This window comes from Paeniglutamicibacter sp. ORCA_105 (assembly GCF_045798545.1).
GTDB classification, from domain to species: domain Bacteria; phylum Actinomycetota; class Actinomycetes; order Actinomycetales; family Micrococcaceae; genus Paeniglutamicibacter; species Paeniglutamicibacter sulfureus.
Map to the genome: position 1 here is coordinate 113,190 of NZ_JBIXLM010000008.1, position 15,120 is coordinate 128,309.

Annotated in this window: 11 protein-coding genes; 4 read left to right on the forward strand and 7 right to left on the reverse strand. The window is 63.9% G+C overall.

Translation table 11 applies throughout. The features are described 5' to 3' along the window. Positions 1–414 precede the first annotated feature (414 nt). Together ACIPUB_RS06230 and ACIPUB_RS06235 are read left to right on the forward strand one after the other, a co-directional pair. Positions 415–822 carry a hypothetical protein gene (locus ACIPUB_RS06230; protein ID WP_407606587.1) on the forward strand — a complete coding sequence of 136 codons (408 nt, stop codon included), beginning with the start codon at positions 415–417 and terminating at the stop codon, positions 820–822. Positions 823–875: 53 nt separating this feature from the next. Beyond that, positions 876–2,462 carry an FAD-dependent oxidoreductase gene (locus tag ACIPUB_RS06235; RefSeq protein ID WP_407606588.1) on the forward strand — a complete coding sequence of 529 codons (1,587 nt, stop codon included), beginning with the start codon at positions 876–878 and terminating at the stop codon, positions 2,460–2,462. 75 nt (positions 2,463–2,537) lie between these two features. Here the strand turns inward: ACIPUB_RS06235 and ACIPUB_RS06240 are convergent, their stop codons facing one another. Next, entirely contained in the window at positions 2,538–3,677 is a 1,140-nt protein-coding gene (locus tag ACIPUB_RS06240) for an MBL fold metallo-hydrolase (RefSeq protein ID WP_407606589.1), read from the reverse strand. A 274-nt stretch (positions 3,678–3,951) separates the two neighbouring features. Here ACIPUB_RS06240 and ACIPUB_RS06245 point away from each other — a divergent pair, with 274 nt between their 5' ends. Next, positions 3,952–4,560: a TetR/AcrR family transcriptional regulator gene (locus ACIPUB_RS06245; protein WP_407606590.1), complete on the forward strand. Its 609-nt coding sequence runs from the start codon at positions 3,952–3,954 to the stop codon at positions 4,558–4,560. A gap of 24 nt (positions 4,561–4,584) precedes the next feature. Here the strand turns inward: ACIPUB_RS06245 and ACIPUB_RS06250 are convergent, their stop codons facing one another. The 6 genes from ACIPUB_RS06250 to ACIPUB_RS06275 all read right to left on the reverse strand — a co-directional run bounded on the left by ACIPUB_RS06250 (position 4,585) and on the right by ACIPUB_RS06275 (position 13,341). Further along, positions 4,585–6,117 carry an MFS transporter gene (locus tag ACIPUB_RS06250; RefSeq protein ID WP_407606591.1) on the reverse strand — a complete coding sequence of 511 codons (1,533 nt, stop codon included), beginning with the start codon at positions 6,115–6,117 and terminating at the stop codon, positions 4,585–4,587. A gap of 446 nt (positions 6,118–6,563) precedes the next feature. Further along, positions 6,564–7,430 carry an SDR family NAD(P)-dependent oxidoreductase gene (locus tag ACIPUB_RS06255; RefSeq protein WP_407606592.1) on the reverse strand — a complete coding sequence of 289 codons (867 nt, stop codon included), beginning with the start codon at positions 7,428–7,430 and terminating at the stop codon, positions 6,564–6,566. A 5-nt stretch (positions 7,431–7,435) separates the two neighbouring features. Next, complete coding sequence (locus ACIPUB_RS06260; RefSeq protein WP_407606593.1) at positions 7,436–8,230, reverse strand: carboxymuconolactone decarboxylase family protein; 795 nt, start codon at positions 8,228–8,230, stop codon at positions 7,436–7,438. 788 nt (positions 8,231–9,018) lie between these two features. Then, positions 9,019–11,271, reverse strand: a complete 2,253-nt coding sequence (locus ACIPUB_RS06265; protein WP_407606594.1) for a cytochrome P450 — start codon at positions 11,269–11,271, stop codon at positions 9,019–9,021. Positions 11,272–11,281: 10 nt separating this feature from the next. Continuing rightward, complete coding sequence (locus ACIPUB_RS06270) at positions 11,282–12,490, reverse strand: serine hydrolase domain-containing protein (protein WP_407606595.1); 1,209 nt, start codon at positions 12,488–12,490, stop codon at positions 11,282–11,284. A 38-nt stretch (positions 12,491–12,528) separates the two neighbouring features. After that, complete coding sequence (locus ACIPUB_RS06275) at positions 12,529–13,341, reverse strand: SDR family NAD(P)-dependent oxidoreductase (RefSeq protein WP_310290833.1); 813 nt, start codon at positions 13,339–13,341, stop codon at positions 12,529–12,531. A gap of 241 nt (positions 13,342–13,582) precedes the next feature. Here ACIPUB_RS06275 and ACIPUB_RS06280 point away from each other — a divergent pair, with 241 nt between their 5' ends. After that, positions 13,583–14,938 carry an MFS transporter gene (locus tag ACIPUB_RS06280; RefSeq protein WP_407606596.1) on the forward strand — a complete coding sequence of 452 codons (1,356 nt, stop codon included), beginning with the start codon at positions 13,583–13,585 and terminating at the stop codon, positions 14,936–14,938. Positions 14,939–15,120 lie beyond the last annotated feature (182 nt).

The window sequence follows — 15,120 nt, forward strand, 5'->3', positions numbered from 1 at the left end:
CCAGCAACACAGGCTCCCCGTGCGGAGATCCAAGCAAAATCGGATCCCACACGGGGAGCTTCCTTGTTCACTCATCGGCAGTCGCTCCGCGCCACCGGCAGACGGACGGCGACGGTCAGGACTAGGCCCTCGGGCAAACAGCGTGCGCAGGTGCGCCGTCTCCAGTGTCCATTGGTCGGTTCAACGAACAGGGAAAAGCCTTCATTTCGGAGCTCCTGACAGAACGGATGGTGGCCGTTTCTTCCGAGGACGCGTCCGGGCGATCCACCGGTTCGACCGGGACAGTATTTCCCTGCGCGCGCAGACCATTGATAAACCCCCGGTGAAAAGCGATGATCAAGACATAGTCGCGATCGGTCGAAGTCTTGCCGACGCGGACCGATGCTCCAACCCCCTGAGGGAAGGATTGGTTCCATGGCCATCGCCGCTCTGCTCTGCTGGCTCGTCACCGCAGTCATGGGTCTCACGATGTTCGGCCTATGGCTGCGCAACGGCGGTCTGCGTGCTGCCCGGGGAGATGCCTCCTTCCCGACGCGACTCGTGCCGCCGCTGATCTTCGGCCACCTCTTCCTCGCGGTTGCCGGCTTGGTGGTGTGGATCATCTACATCGTCAACAAGGAGGTCCTCCTGGCCTGGACCGCGCTCGGCCTGCTGGTCCTCGTTGCAGTCCTGGGGGAGATGATGTTCCTGCGCTGGAAGAACGGCAGGACCGAAGGTACCCCGGAATCGCGATTCCCGCTCGCGATCATCTACGGGCACGGCCTGTTTGCGCTGGCCACAGTCGTCCTGGTGTTGCTGACCGCATTGGGCATTGGAACTTGATCCAGCCGGACAATGCCGGCATTCCGAATACTGGGCCATCTGGAGGTAAGGCAATGAGTAGCGCATTGAACAGTGAACGGCTCGAAGGCGAACCAATATCACTTTGGGTTGCCACCGGCGGAACCACCGACTATCCCGGCCCGCGCGGCGACGTGGAGGTGGACGTTGCGGTGATCGGCGGCGGTATCGCCGGATTGACCACAGCGTTGGCGCTCAAGCGCGCCGGCCGGAGCATGGCGGTCATCGAGACCTCCAAAGTGGGCACCGGCGTCACCGGCCACACCACCGGCAAGGTCACCTCCCTGCATCGGCTCGCCTACACCGACTTGCGCGACAGCCACGATGCGGACACCGCCCGGGTCTATGGGCAGGCCAACGAGGCAGCCATCCGCCATATCGCCGACGTGGTGGCCGCCGAAGGCATCGACTGCGACTTCCGCACGGTGGCCAACTACACCTACGCCGAATCCGACGACGCCCTTGCACGCGTGCGTGCGGAGGCCGAATTTGCCATGGAGCTTGGCCTTCCCGCCACGTTCACGACCGATGTGCCGTTGCCCTTCCCCGTCAAGGGTGCGGTCAGGTTCGACGGGCAGGCGCAGGTGCATGCCGTGAAGTATCTCCAAGGGCTCGCCCGGGCGCTCAACGGGGATGGCAGCTTCGTCTTCGAGGGGACACGTGCGACGGACATCCAGGAGGGGTCGCCCTGCATCGTCAGCCTCGATGGGGGCATCGTCCGGGCGCGCGACGTCGTCGTCGCCACGAACGTGCCCTTCGGCGACCAGGGGCTGTTCGACGCCCGCTGCCTCGCGCACCGCTCCTACCTCGTCGCCGCGCAGGTGGAGGATGCGCCGCTGGACGCAACGTTCATCAGCGTCGACGAACCCATGCGCTCCATCCTGACCGTCGCCGTGGACGGCAGGAATTACGTGCTCGCCGGCGGGGAGGGGCACCGCGTCTCCGAATCCGGCGACACGGCCGAGCGCTACCGCAGGCTGGCCGCCTTCGCCCGCGAGGCCCTGGGTACCGGGGAGATAGCCTACCGGTGGTCGACGCAGGACGGCATTCCGCTTGACGGCCTGCCCTACGTGGGTCTCATGTCTCCCACCGCCAAGCACGTGTACGTGATCACCGGCCTGCGCAAATGGGGCCTGACCAACGGGACGGCCGCGGGCCTGATTCTTGCCGACACCATCACTGGCCGGGAGAACCCGTGGGCGGAGGTTTTCAACAGTAACCGCGTCACCCCGGTGGCCAGCGCGAAGCGGCTCATCGGGGAGAACCTCAAGGTCATCGCGACCGATCTGACCAGCAAATTGGCCCGCCATCGCGACCGCGCGGAATTGGCGCCCGGTCAGGGGGAGGTGTTCGAGGCCAAGGGCGAGAGCACCGCCGTTTACAAGGACGCCGAAGGGCAGCTCCATGCCGTTTCGGCCATATGCACGCACCTGGGCTGCACCGTGGAATTCAACTCGGCCGACACCACCTGGGACTGCCCCTGCCACGGATCCCGCTTCGCCACCGACGGCAGCGTCATCCAGGGACCTGCCATCGACGCCCTCCCGGCCAAGCCGGTGCCCTGGGCCGACGAAGGAGAGGGGGCCGGCACCGCCGGAGACGCCACGCCCGCAGCCGACTAGATGGATGCAGGTGCCGATGGTGAGAGTCGGGCATTTGCTGGAATCCGCTCGTATCCCTCCCTTGGACATTGCCAGTTAGGACAGCGGAATCCGCAGGAGATCCTGGCCAACGGTCAGATTGCCCGAGAAGTCCCGCTTCACCGTCTGACGCCAACGTTGCACAGGCCAATCCATCGGCACGAGGTGATTCAGTACCAGTCGGCGGACGCCGGCTTCCTCCGCCACCTTGCCGACTTCATCCGCTGCCGTGTGGGCCCCGAGCATGTGCTGGTAGCCGGCTTGGACTTGTGGCGAACGCGGCTCCGGCATTTCCCCGTCAAGCCATTCGCGGGAAATGGCCTCGTGCACCAGCACGTCGGCACCCTGGGCGAGCTTGACCAGGTTCGGCGTGCGCGACGTATCGCCGGAAAAGACCACGCTCCCGGCTTCCGTCTCGAATCGGTAGGCGAATGCGGGAAACACCGGTGCATGTTGGACGAGGATGCAGGTGACGCGGACCCGGTCGTCCTCGTATACCTGCACCGGTTCCATGTCTGGAACGTTGTTTCCATTGGGATCGGCCATCAAATGCGAGGGCAGCTCGATATCGCGCGCCTTGACGAGTTGATCGGGGCTTTTCGCATGGTTGTCGGCGATACGGTCATTGAAATCGGTGGCAAATGCGCGCTTGATCAGTTCCCAGGTTTCGGTGGTTCCCGGGGTCGGGTTCTCCGGGGCCACCACCGGTCCGCGAGCCCCGCCACCGAATACCGGTGGCAGCATTCCACGGTTACCGGGACCAATCAATTCAACTGGACGATCGACCATTTGAAGGCCATTGAAGATCCCCGAAGTGAAGAGACTATTGAGATCCACGATGTGGTCCGAATGCAGGTGGGTTATGAATACAGCGCGGAGCGCGTCGAGCGGTCCGCCGCCCGGCACTTGCCAGCTTCCCAGCCGAGCCTGCCGCAGTCGTTGCAGGACGCCGTGGCCCGCGTCCACCAGATAGTATCGGTCACCGACCCTCAGGGCGCTTGCAATGCCCTCGCACTCGGCCCCTGGCATGAAGGTAGGGCCACCGCCAACACCCAGGAGGATCACCTCGGTATCGGACGTGGATCCTCGGGCGCCACGCACGGAGGCCTGGACCGGTGCGGCGCCTATGGCCGTCGCTGCCCCGGCCACCAGTCCGGACTGCAATAAACGTCGACGTGAAAGCTTTTTCAGCGGCATTTGATTTGGCATGTGACGACCCTAACAGCGCGGTTTGGTCTTTCTGCGGGATCAAATTCAAGCCGTGGAGAGCAGGTATACGACCCGGGTATGGCCCCGGATTCAGCATTCAACTTGTCCTCAGATCCACGGTCGCCAGACCGTGCGTGGGCACATCCCGCGGTCGAGTTTGAGACAATGTTGATATGCGGCACCAGTCCCGCAAGGATTTTTCCGCCAAGGATTCCAAGCAAACAGTCGGCAAGTCCTCCCACGAACGGAACATGAGCGCACCTTGATTTCGCACACTCCAGAGCCGCCGGTGACTGACCGCACCTCCAAGAGCGCCGCCACTCGACAGCGTTTTGTAGATGAGGCATTACGGCTGTTCAAGGACAAGGGCTATGAGCAGACGTCAATGGCGCAGATAGCTTCGGCTGCTGGCGGGAGCAGGGCCAACCTTTACCTCTACTTCAATAGCAAGCCGCAGATCATCATGAGCAGGATGCAGGAGATTGAAGCAGAGGTTGCCGATTTGTACGCGATCCTCAACCAGATGCCGGACCACACGCCCGATTCGATGAGGCAGTGGCTCGAACAAGCCCGTCTCATGTGGGTTCAGTACGCCGCGGAGTTCGAGGCAATCAACCGTGCCATGGCTGCTGAGCCGAACGTACTTGACGAATGGCTGGGCTTGCTCAGGCGGATCGCCTCGGTCCAGACCACGTTGTACAACGGTTGCCAGACCGAGGATGAGCGGCAAGACCGGGAGGTGCACATGGCGACCCTCATGACGAGTTTGGAACGAAACTTCTACTTTCTGTACATCCGAGGCCACAACGAACGAGAGGACCGGGTCCTCGCCTCATTGGCCCGGCAATGGGCAAATTTGTTCGGCGAGTGACCCGGCCCTCAGGACGGAGCTGGATTAGTGGGCTTGGATACGGGAGAGCCGCACCTGCTTCGATAGCGTGAGGCCCGAGATGATGGCGAAAATCGTCGCGAAGGCCGCCACGGTGAATCCGACCTCAAAAACCTCCGGCCGCGGTGCCATGGTGATCGGGTCGGAGCCCCAACCCATGATGGCCGAGAAGATCGCCGCGCCGATCGACGAAGCCGCGAGTGCGATGGCTACGTATACCGATGCAGTTCCTGCCGCCTGTGCTTCGCGTGCTTCGAGCGCAATGACGGAGACCGCGGTGGTGAGGAGCGAAGTGTAGGCGAAACCGAAGACGAATATCGCCACGAGTACCGCGATTACATGCTCGTGCGTGAATCGCAGGAACACGAAGTCGGCGGCCAAGGCAAACGCCGCACCCAGGATCACGTTGCGCGCCGGTATGCGGACCAGGGCCCGGGAGACATAGCGTGCGGCAACGATGCCGGCGATGATCATGGGGATGAAAAGCAGGCTGGAGAAGAGCGGGTTGAACCCGAAGCCGTAACCGAGGAGAGGTGCCGGCAACATGGCCCAGGTCATGACGAGGTTGAACATGAGCATTCCGGTGATGCCCATGGTGAGGAACACCGTATAGGCGGGCAGGAGTCGCGCCGAGAACATTTCCTTGACATCGACCAGGGGATGGGCCGAACGGGACTCCCAGACCAGGGATGCGACAAGCAGGACGACGCCCAGTCCGACGGCGACGATGGTCAGCATTGAGGTGGGCCCCCACACCATCGACTGGCTGATTCCAACGCACAAGGCCGTGAGACCAAGGCCCATGAGCAAGACGCCCACGACGTCCAAGGACCTCGAGGAACCCTTGTGGCGCAGGAGTGCGTCCGAGTCGTCGCCCCAACGGAGGAATGCAACCAAGGAGAGCACTGTCAGAAGGGCGCCGAAAATGAACGCAATTCGCCAGCTAAGCCCGAGCGCAACAAACAGGCCACCGAACGCAAAACCAATGAATACTCCCACTGCCTGGCCTGCCGCAATGACGGCTACGGCCTTCTTGCGATCCACGGAGCTGAGGCGATCGCGCATGATTCCCAGGCAAAGGGCCTGCCCGGCCATGACGCCCGTGAGGAAGCGACCGATCAACAGCACCGTGAAGTTCGGGGCGATCGCGGAGACGATATAGCCCAAGGTGATCCCCAGGACGCACCAGATCATCAGGCGGCGATGGCCGAAGACGTCACCGGCCTTTGCCAGCAACGCGATGGTTGAAGCCCCGCAAAGTGTGGTGGCCAGCAGTGCCCAAGATACCTGCTGGGGCTCCAGGCCCAGGCCGGCTGCCATTGACCCGTAGAGCGGAATGGCCATGAGGGTCCCGACCTCATTGAGCATTTGTAGCAGCGAGAAGGTCACCGCCATCATCAGGCCGCCCTTGCGCCACCCGAGGGTCCTGCCGGCTGGTTCCCCCGAGTCGATGGTGTCCGCTGCCGAACGTCTGCCGAACGGGGATGGCGAAGCTGACCCCTGTGGGGTGGCTGCGGCCGATAACCGATTAGTACTCATGCGATCTCCTTGGGAGGGTGGAACACCTGCCGAACGGGCGCAGGCGCCCCCATCGGACATCCGCCAATCTTTGCGAGCGTGATGCAAGTCACCATTGTTCGGACATTACTAGACACGTGTCAAGATCTGGGGATTATGCGGGTATATGGTTCTCGTATAGCAGGTAGGCCGGAAGGCGCGCGGACCAGAACATTCTGCGCATGCCGACCGGGGCGACCAGGCCCGCCCGCCGGATCTTGCCTGCAGTTTCAGGCCCAACTCAGGCCACCACGAAAAGCCGGCGCACGGCGCCGGCTAAATGGGGGCTTCCATCAGCTTCCAGTAATGCGGTGCCATCCCGCTGCGCTGCAGACCCCGGCGGGCAGCATTGCAACGGCAAGGCACCGGGGAATGCCCGGGCTATGAAAATCGTTTGCGGAGCCGTCCGGGCAACGGTGAAGGAGGGCCTAGAGTTCCACCTCGTTGGGTCCGACATGCTGGCCGCCACCGTCGATGTTGAGCACCGCACCAGTGACATAGCTGGATGCCGGGGAGGCCAGGTAAACGGCCAGGCCCTCGAGTTCAGAGAGTTCTCCGGCTCGTTTCATTGCTGAGACCTTCATGAAATCCGAGCTCATCGCCTGGGCAACGGGGTTTGCCTTGCGAATCCCGGTCTCAAAAAGGCCGGGCGCGATCGCATTGACGGTGATCCCTCGATGGGCAAGCTCGAGCGCGGCGTTGCGGACCAATCCGACCACCCCTGCCTTCGTCGCGGCATAGGCGTAGCCGACCATCGGATCTGCCCGAATACCACCAACGGAGGAGGTGACGACGATGCGTCCGGTTCCCGAATTCAGGTGACGTGCCGCCGCCGACATCGCGTTGACGGCCCCGGTGAGGTTCACGTCGAGGACCTGCTGCCAGCGCTCGCGATCCAGGTCGGTGATCCGCCCGGACTTCAGGCGCGGACCGATCCCTGCACTGATCCCCGCGTTGGCGAATACAGCGTGAAGTCCGTGCTCGCCATGCTCGAGCCGCTCGAAGAGCGCGTCGAGCTCTTCGAAGTCGGTGGTGTCCACCGTGGCAACGTCAACCAGCACGTCTCGTCCGGCGAGATCTGCCTGGGCTTCCAAAAGCCGATCCCCGACAATATCGAGCAGCGTCACGTGGGCGCCGGCTTCGGCCAAGGCGGTGCCCATGCGTAGGCCCAGCCCGCTACCGCCCCCGGTGACGACGATCCCCAAACCCCGAACATCGAATAGTTCGCCAAGTTTCCTCAGCCGGCGTTCCTCGGAAATCGTTGAATGGTTTGTGTTAGTGGTTGTAGCGGTCATGCTGTTTACTCCTGTTCGGCGGTTTCGGATTCATGCGCACGCACGCGGGCCATTGTCAGTGCACCCTCAAGCACCCCGTGGGTGCCGAGGGTGGAAGCAATCTGCAGGACGGCCAGCAGCTCTTGCGCGGTGGCTCCGTGGCGCAGTGCATTGCGGAAGTGCTGCTCAATGCCGGGCCGGTGCAGATGGGTGGCGGCGACGTCGAAGGCAATGTAGATGAATTCCCTGACCTTGGGTTCCAGCTCCCCTTCGGTCCAGGGGAGACCGGAATACTCGCAGTACGCCTCGAAGAGGTCCGGATCCAGGCGCAGGAGTTGTTCGAAATCTTCATGCCAGAAGCCCCTGCGCGCTTCGAAAGAGGCCTTGAGTCGGTGCTGGTGCTCGGTCAAGGGCTCAGGGGTCTGGGGCAGGTTGCCCGTCTCCCTGAGGACCTTCTCCAGGATCGGCCCACCTACGTTGTGCGCGTGGATACCCAACGTCCCGGTCAGTTGCAGGACCTCCGCGATTTCCTGCTCGGTAGCGCCGGCACGCAGTGCTCCGCGGATGTGGCCCTCGGTCCCGGGCCCGTAGAGGTGTGTGGCCGCCGCGGCAACAGCAAGGTGAACCAGATGGCCGATCTTCTCGGACAGGACCCCTTGGCGATTGGAGACGCCAACGAGGCCGGCATGTATCTCGAACATGCGCGGGTTCAATTCCAACAACGCCTGCAGCCGTTCGTCCCAGCGACCGTGCAGTCGCTCGAAATCCTCCCGGAGTTGCGTCGGTGAGATCGCCTGAGCGGACACGGTGTTCGTCGTCATTGTCGGTAGTCCTTCATAGTCGGGGGGGTGGAGATTGGCCATCGCAATGCCGTCTGGGGGATGGTCGTGCCGATCGTGGTGGGTACGACATGGTGTTGTTGTCCAGTGCTCGGGGCCTGCACGGGGCAGGTCTTGGGTTCAGGACAAGTCGACCGGCCCTCGGTTGCGACCTTGCGGGATGTTGACTGTGGCCCGGATGTCCTGGCGGTCCAGGCGGCGAATGCCTTCAAGCAAGGAGCCATGCGGCTGTGGTCCTGGTCACCACGCTAGTATCGGCCGGGACCGGTTTGACATAGCGGCGACATAGTTGGGCGTCAGGGGATATAGCCTTCGCGTATGGGGGCGTTGATATTTGGCGATAACTTGGAAGGTTTCCATGAGGTGTCGCTCGGCAAGACGGCCACTGAATGGAACGGGCGGCACGGCTCATGCGACATTCGAGGGGCGGGAGTGATATTTGCATGCAGCTAGGCCGATTGGCCGGCTGCTGGAAGGAACTTTCCACCGTGCCCACGAGGTGTGCAGAAAGGCACCAACCGACTTTTTGTCCTCGCAGTCTTGCACGTCGGCACGTCGGATCCAGCAAGGGGAAACACCGCCCATGCATGTCTGGAGCGGGGAAGGTCCAGACGTGCATTGGCAGCACCCCTGGATCTTCCCCGCTCTGCACTAGACCTTCCGCACCCGGAGGACGCCGCCCTTCCGGCCCTCCGGGGGCCGACGCGTTGCAGGCCGACGATTCCGCGCGAGATGCGTGGACGGACGCGGTGAATTGCGTCGAGCCGCTGTCAGCGGCCGAGCACCAGCCGCGGACAGTTCCCGGCAGCGCGGGATACGCAGATCATCATGGTTTCGTTGGCTTCCTGTTCCGAGGCCGAAAGGATCGAGTCCCGGTGGTCGGCACGCCCCGAGAGGACCGGGGTCTCACACGTGCCGCAGGTTCCGGTCTTGCACGAGGAAATCACCGGCAGCCCTGCCTTCTGGGCTGCATCCAGGATTGTCTCGTCCGCGCCGACCTCAACGACCGTGCCGGACTCGGCGAACTCGACCTCGAACGGGGCATCTGGAGCGGTTCGCTCCACGGACTTGGGCGCGAACCGCTCCAGACGCAATGAATCCTTGGGCCAGTGCGCCGCGTGCTCCGCTGCTGCCCGGAGCAGCGGCTCGGGACCACATGCGTAGACCAGGGTGTCCGCCCGCGCCTCGGCAAGCAGCCCGGGCAAGTCCACGTGCCCGAACTCGTCTTGGGGAACAATGGCGACTTTCTCGCCGTAGGCGGCCAGTTCGTCGAGGAAAGCCATCGACGTGCGGGTGCGGCCGCCGTAGGTCAGTTCCCAGTCGGCGCCCGCGCGCTCGGCCTCCCTGATCATGGCGAGGATCGGCGTAATGCCGATGCCTCCGGCGATGAACAGGTACTTCCCTGCGGGGGAAAGGCGGAAGTTGTTGCGCGGCCAGGACACGGTGACGCGGGAGCCGGGGACGAGCGTCTCGTGCACGGCAGCGGAGCCGCCTCGTCCGGCAACTTCCTTGAGCACGCCAATCCGGTAGGTGGTTCGCTCCTCGGAGTCCGAGGACAACGAGTACTGCCGCACGTAGGGCTCGAGCTCTCCGTTGGGGATGTGGACATCGACGTGGGCCCCGGCCTTCCAATGCGGGAGCTGGCCCCCATCCGGATGTCCCAGGGTCAATGCGGCAACGCAGTCAGAAACCTCGGTCCGTTGAAGGACCTGCAGGTTCACCGTGCGGATCGTGCGTTCGCGGGAGCGTTCGACATCGGCCACGTCCCAGTGCACGTTCAGGGAACGACGCACCGGCAGCAGCGCCATTTTCAGGAAGTCCGGCGCGTCGGTCTCGTCGGGCCGAAGCGAGGGCAGGCGCTCGAAAAGCACCCGCAGGCCGGTGGTTCCCTGGACCCGGGCCAGCGGATTGCCCAGGCAGGTGTGCCGACCGGCGGTGAAGGCCAGGTGGTCGGTGGGGTTGGGACGGTGGATGTCGAATTCGAAGGGACGATCCACATGCTCGGGGTCGGTGTTGGCGGAGGCCAAGGCGATCCAGATCATGTCCCCGGCCGCGATCTTGATCCCGGAGAGTTCGATGTCGCGGGTGGCGCGGCGGGAGGTGAAGGTCGAGGACGGGCGTCGGCGGACGGTTTCCTCGAAGACCCGTGACCACAATTCGGGCTCGTCGATCGCATCCTGCAGCGCCTCGGGGTTTTCAGCGAGGAAGATGACCGCGTTGGTCATGGCCTGGGCGGTGGTGTCGGTGCCGGCCGCCGCGAACTCGGAAACGTGCAAGGCGATCTGCGGGGTCGGAAGTGCCCAGGACCCGTCGTCGTTCCTCGCCGAGGCCATCACCGAGATGATGTCGTCGGCGTCCGAATCGCGCCGTGAATCGACGATGTCGCGCAATACCAGGTTGGCCGCGACAAAGCGGTCCCACACCTCGGAACGCCTCGGTTCGGGCAGCGGCTCGTGGGCGGAGGACAGCACCGCGAAGAGGTCGTCGCGCAACTGCCGCAGCATGGCCTCATGCTCATAGCCGAGCCCCAACAAGGCCATGATGGTCTGGGTGGTCAGTTCCAGCGAGTATTCCTCGAGCAGGTTCGCCGACCCCTTGGTCTCGAACCTGTCGATGATCCGGTGTGCCCGGGCCTCGATTTCCGGCTGGAGCCGGTCCATGCGTTCCTTGATGAAGCCGCGCTGGGCCACGGAGCGGGCGTCGGTGTGGCCCGGCGGGTCCTGGCCCACGATCATCTTCGCCACGAGTTCCGGCGGGTAGATGTCCCGATGCTTCGCCGGGACGTCCGCGGCGGAGTTGGCCGCCGAGGAATAGGTCTGCCAGTCGGAGAGGACGGTCAGGCAATCCTCGCGCTTGGTGACGATCCAGGCGTTGAGGTACGGGTACCAGAACACCGGGGTGGCGTCGCGAACTTCCGCCAGGTGGCGGGCGGGGTCGTGGTAGTAGTCGTCGCCCATGGCATCGAAGCCGTGGGCGACGGGGCAGCGGCCCATGGGCCGGGCATTGTCCTGGAGGACGGTCATGGCCGGTTCCTTACTTGCTGGTGACCGCGGAGGCGGCGATGGTGGACAGTTTTTGGAAGCGTGCGACGTTGTCGCCCTCGTCCATCACCCCGGAGGAGAGGAAACAGAAGGACAGGCCGGAGACCGGGTCGACCCACAGCAGCGAGGATCCGGCGCCGTAGGAGCCGAAGGCGCGCGGGGAGACAAACGGGCCGAAGAACCGGGCGTGCGTGCCGCTTCCGGCCAATGCCATGCCCAGGCCCATGTTCCCCGGCGGGAGGTCCCAGCTGCGAGCTGCGGCGACCATGCCGTAGAGGTCGTTGATCTGATCGCCGGTCTGGTTGGACGTGGCAAAGTCGAGCACCGACTCCCCGAAGAGCTGCTCCCCGTTCGAGGTGCGGCCCCTGTTGCGCAGCACCTCGGTGAACGCGAAGACGTCCTCGATCGTGGAGACCGCGCCCACCCAGGGCATCTCGGCGTCGGGGCGGTCGATGACATCGTTGAGGCACTCGATGTCCTCGGGCTTGAGCCACGAGTCGTTGGCTTCGATGACCTTCAGCGGTACGGCCCGCTCCCGCCAGTCGGCGGGCATGCCGAAGCGGGTGTTGATCATTCCGATCGGTCCGAACACCTTCTCCTGCATGAGCTCCCTGAAGGAGTCTGCCCCGTACGCGCGGCGGGCCATTTCACCCATGAGCGCGTGGTTGATGGCCGCGGAGTAGTTGAGGTTGGTGCCGGGCTCATTGATCACGTCCACACCGCAGAGCGCCGAAATGACGTCTGCGAGCACGGCGAAACCCTCCGGGCCGACCCCCGGGTTGGGAGTGGCGGGCATGCCGGCGCGGTGGGTGAGCAGGTGTGCGAGGTTGATCCGGTCCTTGCGGGCCGCGCGGAACGGTTCGGTGCCGAAGAACTCCGGGATCAGGTCGACCACGCGCGTGGAGAGCATGAGCTTGCCCTCGCTGAGGGCCCGGTAGATCAGGACGTTGGTGAAGCCCTTGGACATGGAAAGGATGCGGTACACGTCATCGGACCGGGTGGGGCGATCGGTTGCGACCTCGGCCATGCCGTAGCTGCCGCGCATGGCGATCTCGCCGTGGCGCGCCACGATGACATTGGCGCCGTGGTAGTCGCCGCGGTCGATGTCCGCCCGGATGGTCTCGTCCAGGACCTCGAGGAAGCGGCGTTCAAGGCCTGGGGTATCGGTGATGGTGGTCTCGGGGAGTGCGATGTGCTGCATGGGGGAGTTCTCCGTTCAGGGTGCTGGGGGCGGTGGGGTCAGAGCATGAGGGCGCCGCCGGAGGGCGACATGGTTTGGCCGGTGTAGTGGCCGGCGTCGTCGGAGGCCAGGAACAGGACCGTGCGGCCGATCTCTTCCGGTTCGGCAACCCGCTTGAGCGGCTGCAGGGCCAGCAGGGCCTGGACGTGGTCCTCGCCGGAGGCGGTGAACATCGGGGTGTTGATGCCTGCAGGTGCCAAGGCATTGACCCGGATGTCGAAGGGTGCGAGCTCCGCGGCGACCGCCTTGGTCAGGCCCACGACCGCGGCCTTGGATGCCGGGTAGTAGGCGGGCATGGGCAGGCCGATGAGCCCGGCGACCGAGGCAAAGTTGATGATCGAGCCGCGGCCAGCCTTCTTGAGCAGCGGGACGGCGGCGCGAATGGTGTAGAAGGTGCCGTTGAGGTTGATCGCCACGACTCGGTCGAAGTCTTCGTCGGTGATACCGCCGAGGAACTCCGGGTTGTAGGGCTCGCCGGACTTGAAGGACTCGACCATTTTGGTGTTGATTCCATCCACCCATGCCTGCTTTTCCCTGTTCGGCGTGGAGACACCGGCGGCGTTGACCAGGATGTCCAGCTTGCCGTGGTCGATATCCACCTGCGCGAAGACCTGGTTGACGGCCCGGGAGTCTGAAATATCCGCCACGAAGCCGTGGGCGCGGTCCAGGGTCGTGAATTCGCGATCGAGGGCCTCTTGTCGAAGATCGATCCCATAGACGGTTGCGCCCGCCCCGATCAACGCCTTGGCGGCGGCCAGGCCCATGCCCGATGCTGCGCCGGTGACAACTGCGATCTTGCCGTCCAAATCCATGTGGTGCTCCCAATCTTCTCGAGGCCGTTCCGCGGGTGGAGCGAAGTGTCGTGCCTCACAGTAATAACGGGGACAGCCTGCCACAGTAATTAGACACGTGTCTAGTAATTTCCGGGAAAAGGCATATCTATTCTGTATATCCGCAGGGGTTAATTGAGGATTTTCGTTGTGCCGGCCGCCGGATCCGGCATTACGCTCGGGGCATTCGCCTATGACGCCCCTCACATTTCAGGAGATCTACGTGTCCGTTGCCAACTCGCAAAACCAACGCCCGAAAGGCGCTGCCCGCAAGGTCGCGGCCGCCAGCCTCGCGGGCAACACCATCGAGTACTACGACTTCTCGATTTACGGGCTCGCCGCGGCGCTCGTGTTCCCACAGCTTTTCTTTCCCGACACCAATCCATTCATCGCAACCTTGGCCACCTTCGCCACACTTGCCGTGGGCTATTTTTCGCGCCCGCTGGGCGCCGTGATTTTCGGGCATTACGGGGACCGGATCGGCCGCAAATCCATTCTGGTGATCACCCTGCTCATCATGGGTGGGGTCACCACGCTGATCGGCCTGCTGCCCACGTTCGAAACGATTGGAATCTGGGCGGCCATCATCCTGGTCGTGCTCAGGCTCGCGCAGGGGATCGCCTTTGGCGGCGAGTGGGGCGGCGCCATCCTCATGGCCTTCGAGTTCGCACCACCGAACCGCCGCGGATTCTATGCGGCCATTCCCCAGCTGGGTCCCGCCGCCGGATCGATTCTTGGCAACGCGGCCTTCCTGCTGGTCACCCTCCTGCCGGACGAGGACATGCTGGCATGGGGATGGAGGATCCCCTTCCTCTTCAGCTCGGTGCTTGTCGCCGTCGGACTGTTCATCCGCCTGCGCATTTCCGAGTCGCCCGAGTTCAAGGTCGTCAAGAAGGAAGGCCATGAGGTCAAGGTCCCGCTTCTCGAGGTGCTCAGGAAGCACTTGAAATCGGTCGTCCTGGTGGCTCTCTCGCACCTGGGCTTCGGCGCTTTCTCCATCCTGGTCATCGTCTACTTGGTGAACTTCAGCACGAAGGAAGCGGGCATCGACCCCACCATCATGCTCACGATCACCTTGGCGACCTTCATCGTCCAGATTCCGATGATCCTGCTCGCGGGCCACCTCTCCGACATCGTGAGCCGCAAGAAGATGATGGTCATTGGCTCGGCCCTGGTCATAGCTGCCGTGTTCCACCTCTTCTGGGCCGTGAGCACGCACAATCCATGGCTCATTGCCGTGAGCTACATTGTGGGTTTTGGTTGCTGCTATTCCCTGGTCTACGGTGCCCAGGCCGCACTGTTTGCGGATTCGTTCCCGGCCGAGGTCCGTTTCACCGGAATGTCCCTTGGGTACCAGATTGCCACCAGCCTGGGTTCGGGCTTGACCCCGATGGTCGCCGCCGTGCTGCTGCAGTACACGGGCAGCCCGTACGCGATCTCGATCTTTGTCGCAGCGCTTCTCTTCATCGCCATGATCTCCATGACGAGGCTGATCGCCATTGCGGACCTCAACCGCGGGAAATCCTCCGGGGCCGCCGGGACTTCGGACGCACCGTCGGAGGTCTCCGCGCACCGGTAGCCACCAGGGGGCTTTCCGCTGGTGATTGGCAGTACGAATCGACGGGATTCGTTCCGCGACGTCGACCTTGCTAGACCCGCCCCGAGGAATGTGCGCGGTGGGGGGGGGCCCCCCCCGGGCGGGGGGGGGGGGACCCCCCCCCCCCAGAAGGGGGGGGGGGGGGGGAGGGGGGGGGGGGGCGG